Annotated in this window: 4 protein-coding genes and 1 pseudogene; 3 read left to right on the top strand and 2 right to left on the bottom strand. The window is 73.0% G+C overall.

Annotated elements, in window-relative coordinates; translation table 11 throughout:
* Together ACFU99_RS34120 and ACFU99_RS34125 are read left to right on the top strand one after the other, a co-directional pair.
* Nucleotides 1-373, top strand: a pseudogene (locus tag ACFU99_RS34120) (hypothetical protein); the annotation flags it as partial.
* Nucleotides 370-2,169, top strand: coding sequence for an ABC transporter ATP-binding protein (locus tag ACFU99_RS34125; protein WP_384399590.1), 1,800 nt, complete (start codon nucleotides 370-372; stop codon nucleotides 2,167-2,169). The pseudogene ACFU99_RS34120 and the gene ACFU99_RS34125, both read left to right, overlap by 4 nt.
* A 110-nt stretch (nucleotides 2,170-2,279) precedes the next feature.
* On the opposite strand, the gene ACFU99_RS34130 is transcribed toward ACFU99_RS34125, so the two are convergent.
* On the bottom strand, nucleotides 2,280-2,864 hold the full coding sequence (locus ACFU99_RS34130) for a sigma factor-like helix-turn-helix DNA-binding protein (protein WP_384399593.1): 585 nt from the start codon (nucleotides 2,862-2,864) through the stop codon (nucleotides 2,280-2,282).
* Nucleotides 2,865-3,358: 494 nt separating this feature from the next.
* Nucleotides 3,359-3,940, bottom strand: coding sequence for a hypothetical protein (locus ACFU99_RS34135; RefSeq protein ID WP_384399596.1), 582 nt, complete (start codon nucleotides 3,938-3,940; stop codon nucleotides 3,359-3,361).
* Nucleotides 3,941-4,119: 179 nt separating this feature from the next.
* Between ACFU99_RS34135 and ACFU99_RS34140 the strand changes: the two genes are divergently transcribed.
* Nucleotides 4,120-4,356 (top strand): DUF2277 domain-containing protein, encoded by a 237-nt coding sequence (locus ACFU99_RS34140; RefSeq protein ID WP_384399599.1) that lies wholly within the window; start codon nucleotides 4,120-4,122, stop codon nucleotides 4,354-4,356.
* The last annotated feature ends 204 nt before the right edge of the window (nucleotides 4,357-4,560 follow it).

Consider the following 4,560-nt stretch of genomic DNA (forward strand, 5'->3'; position numbering starts at 1 on the left):
CGACCCCGAGGTGCTGATGGCCGTCGAACCGACCTCGGCGGTCGACGCGCACACCGAGGCGGCCATGGCCGACGGGCTGCGCGCGTTCCGCGCCGGGCGCACGACCGTCGTCACGGGCTCCTCGCCGCTCCTGCTGGACCGGGCGGACACCGTGTACTACCTGGAGGACGGCCGCGTCGCCGCCGTCGGCGGCCATGGGGAGCTGCTGCGCGGGAACGCGGGCTACCGCTCGCTGGTGGCGCGGGGCGCGGGCGACCCGGAGGCCGCGGACGGCGCAGGCGGCCCGGACAGCCGTACGGACCCGGACCATGGTCCGGCCCACAACCCGGACCATGGATCAACCGACACGAGGTCGCAGGAGGCCGCCCGGTGACGACCGCCCCCGACGCCACGATCGGCTCCGACACGACAGACGGGCCCTCCGGCCAACTGCCCATCGCCGAACCGCCCCAGGTGCGCCGTGCCGCGTTCCGGCTGATCCGGCAGGACGGGCGGGCCTTCGCCGTCATGCTCGTCCTCAACGCGCTGGCCGCGGCCGCCGGGCTCGTCGGCCCCTGGCTGCTCGGCCGCATCATCAACGCGGTCGGCGCCGGGGAGGGGACGGGGGCGGTGGACCGGTACGCGCTCGTCATCCTGGTCTTCGCCCTGGCCCAGCTGGTCCTGTCGCGCTTCGCCCGCCGCGTCGGGCACCGCTTCGGCGAACGGACCTCGGCGCGCGTGCGCGAGCAGTTCGTCGACCGGGCCCTCGCGCTGCCCGCCTCGGTCGTGGAGCGCGCCGGTACGGGCGACCTGACGGCCCGCGGCACGACCGACGTCGCGAGCGTCGGCACCACCCTGCGCGACGCCGCGCCCGAGGTGTTCGTCGCCGCCGTCGAGGCGCTGTTCATCCTCGGCGCGGTCTTCTTCCTCGAACCCCTCCTCGGCGCGTGCGGGGTGCTCTCGCTGATCGGCATCCGGTTCGCCACCCGCTGGTATCTGCGCCGGGCGCGTACCGCCTATCTCGACGAGGGCGCGGCCAACTCGGCGCTGGCGGAGGTGCTCGCGGCCAGCGCCACGGGCGCCCGTACCGTCGAGGCCCTCGGCTTGCAGCGGCGTCGGCTGATCGCCTGCCAGGAGGCGATCGAGCGGTGCCGCCGGACCCGGACCCGGACGCTGGGCCTGCGGTCGGTGCTCTTCCCCTGCGTGGACGTCTCGTACGTGCTTCCCCCCGTCGCCGTCCTGCTGATCGGCGGCGCGCTGCACGCCCACGGCGCGATGAATCTGGGCACGGTCGTCGCCGCGGCGCTGTACCTGCGGCAGTTGTCCACGCCGCTGGACACGATCCTGCTGTGGGTGGAGCAGTTGCAGAGCAGCGGCGCGTCGTTCGCGAGGGTCGAGGGGCTGAGCGGTGCGCCGCGGCCGCCGGAGAGCGCCCCCGCCGCCCCCGCCGGCGACCGGATCGAGGTGACGGGCGCGCGGTACGCGTACGACGGCGGCGCGGACGTCCTGCGCGGGGTCGATCTGACCGTGCGGCCCGGCGAGCGCCTGGCGGTGGTCGGGCCCTCGGGCGCGGGGAAGTCGACGCTGGGCAAGCTGCTGGCGGGCGTCGAGGCGCCGGGCGCGGGGGCGGTGACGGTGGGCGGCGTGCCGATCGCCGGGCTGGCCCCGGACCTGCTGCGCGAGCACGTCGTGCTGGTGACCCAGGAGCATCACGTCTTCCTCGGCTCCGTACGGGACAACCTGCTGATCGCCGCTCCGCACGCCACGGACGCGGAGCTGCGCGCGGCGCTCGCGGCGGTCGGCGCCGAGTGGGCGGCCGAGCTGCCGGACGGCCTGGACACGGACCTGGGCGCGGAGGGCGGCCGGCCGGACGGGGCGCGGTCCCAGCAACTGGCGCTGGCGCGCGTCGTCCTGGCCGACCCGCACACGCTCGTACTCGACGAGGCCACCGCCCTGCTGGATCCGACGGTGGCGCGCCATACGGAACAGGCGCTGGCGGCCGTGCTGGAGGGCCGTACGGTCATCAGCATCGCGCACCGGCTGCACACGGCCCATGACGCGGACCGGGTGGCCGTGATGGGCGAGGGGCGGCTGACCGAGCTGGGGACGCATGACGAACTGGTGGCGAGCGGCGGCGCGTACGCGGCTCTGTGGCACTCATGGCACGGGGAGCCGACGGAGGGGGCGTAGGAGCCGCAGGTGGGGGCGGAAGGCTCGCCCCCACCGAATCCGGCCCTCATCAGCAGCGCTCGGGGCGCGCACCGCGCCGCATTCGGAAGCGGTCCGGGACGGAAAAGGGGTCAGCCCTCGTCATACGGCCCTCGGCCGCCTCCCAATTCGGCGACGATCCTGCGTTTCGCGTGCCGCACATGGGAACGGACGACGGTCTCGTCCACATTGAGCAGCGCGCCGATCCTGTCGTCCGAATAGCCGATCACAAAGCGCAGCACCACCACGTCGCACTGCCGCTCGGGAAGCCGGGGCATCCCGCCGCCGGAACTCGCGCGGTCCTCCAGCAGGGCGAGTTGCTGCCCGTACTTCCGCAGCAGCACCCGGGCGACGGCGGCGAGAGCGGAGGCCTGTGCCGCCGTCGTGCTCCGGCCGCTGTTCAGGAACCACTCGGCGATGTGCTCCTTGAAAACCGTCCAGGCATAGGAGTCGACGGACGGCTGGAGCAGGACGTGCGCCCAGTGGTCGGCCAGCTGCTGATAGACGGCCTGGGTGAGTTTCTCCGCGCCGAGTGCGTCACCGGTGTGCAGACGGGCGTATTCCAGCCACTTACGGGCGTGGAATTCGTGGAACGCTTCGAAGGAGATCTCCAGCCGGCGGCTCGGTCGCCGCGGCGGCACTCCGCCGGCCGCGGGCAGGTCGAGGCCATCGGTCACGGCCGCCCCTCGGCGCCGTACGGACCGTGCCCACGGACCGCGCGGCTCACCAGCTTCCGGGCCCCCACCAGCGGCTCTCCTGAGGCCGGCCGCGGGAGGGCGGGCCTCCGTATGCCGTCGGCGGCCGACCGCGCCACAGTACAGAGCGAGAGGGAACGGACCCGGTCCGCGGTCACGAGGCACCTCGTTCCATGTCACCGCCGCTCTGCGCCCTGGAACAGACGTTGACGTCAGCGGGAGAGCGCGGGACTCCCGTCCCCAATGAACCCGATTTCAGGGCTCGTTGGGGCGTGAATGCGAGAATTCCCCTGTGCTCCTTCGGCATATGTCCACGGAATGGCAGGTGGCGGGGACTTGGGCAATCCGTTCGAAGGGGTGAGTACCGTCCTGGCCGGAATTCCTATGGACTGGAGCCGTGCCCCCGTGGTGGTGGGAGACAGTATCGGGGAACGATCGGGCATCCGCGTTCCGTACGGGCCGTGGTGCCGCGCCCCCTACGCCGCCCGGCGCGCCTCGCCGGGCTCGGTGTTCTGGGCGGCGGCGTCGCATGCGCCCTCCCTCGCTTGCTCGCCCGACCCGGCCAGGAGGGTGTACAGCGCCCCCGGCGTGACATAGCCGGACCAGCGCCGGTCGGCGAACAGGTGCACGTCGGCGTCCTGGTAGCACTGGTCGACGAGTTGGGAGCAGATCATGTGCTTCGTGCTGGCCACGTAGCGGCGCAGCCCCGGGACCGGGAGGTGGACGCGGTGCGTGGCGATGGCCAGGAAGTCGAGGAAGCTGTACTCCACTCCGACGTACCGGCCGCTCGCCTCGCACACGGCTCCGCGCTGCTCCTCGGTCAGGCCGGCGGGGCAGGTGTACACGACATCCGCGCCGTCGTACTCGGAGAGGGACTTGACGCGGGCGCCGCCGGGTTCGGCTTCCAGGAGTCGTTCGTCGGGCAGGACGAGGAAGGCGTGTTCGTAGTCGGCGAATCCGTTGCCGTTGAGCCACTGGCCGAAGCGGATGAGCTTTCCGGTGGTACCGGATATCCGGGTGAGCCCGATGTCTCCGGGCACGGGCGTAGCGTGGATCACGTGCTTCTCCTGATCATGTGGGGGGATGGACGGGCCGCGCGGGTGGCCGATGCCGCGCGATGACGCCTCGTCACTTCGGTGATGCCCTCTGTGACCCCGCCGGTAACACGGATCGGGTCGCGGACATGCCATTTCGGCGACCGCGCGCCCCGTATCCGCCCTTCGTCTACGCTGAATCCATGTGCCGCAGTATCAAGACTCTCCGGCCGCCCATCACCCCGGACGTCAGCGACGAGGACGTCCGGGCGGCGGCGTTGCAGTACGTACGCAAGGTCTCCGGGTTCCGCGCGCCCGCAGCCCACAACCGGGCCGTGTTCGACGAGGCCGTCGACGCGGTGGCCGAGGCGACCCGGAAGCTGCTCGACGGGCTGGAGGTCCGAGGGGCCGGGGGCCGGGGCGGCGGCCAGGCCGCCTGATCCGCCCCGGCGCCACGGCATCTGTTGCCGAGCGCGCCGCCCCGCCGGATCATGGTCATGGCCTCGGGAAACGGGGGCCGACGCGGCGACAGGGCGGCGGCAGGCGGGTGAGCGATGGAACCGGTGGAGGCACTGGACCGTATCGCGTTCCTGCTGGAGCGCGGGCAGGCCCCCACGTACCGGGTGCAGGCGTTCCGCACCGCC

Origin of the sequence: Streptomyces sp. NPDC057654, from assembly GCF_042800135.1 — a bacterium.
Taxonomy (GTDB): domain Bacteria; phylum Actinomycetota; class Actinomycetes; order Streptomycetales; family Streptomycetaceae; genus Streptomyces.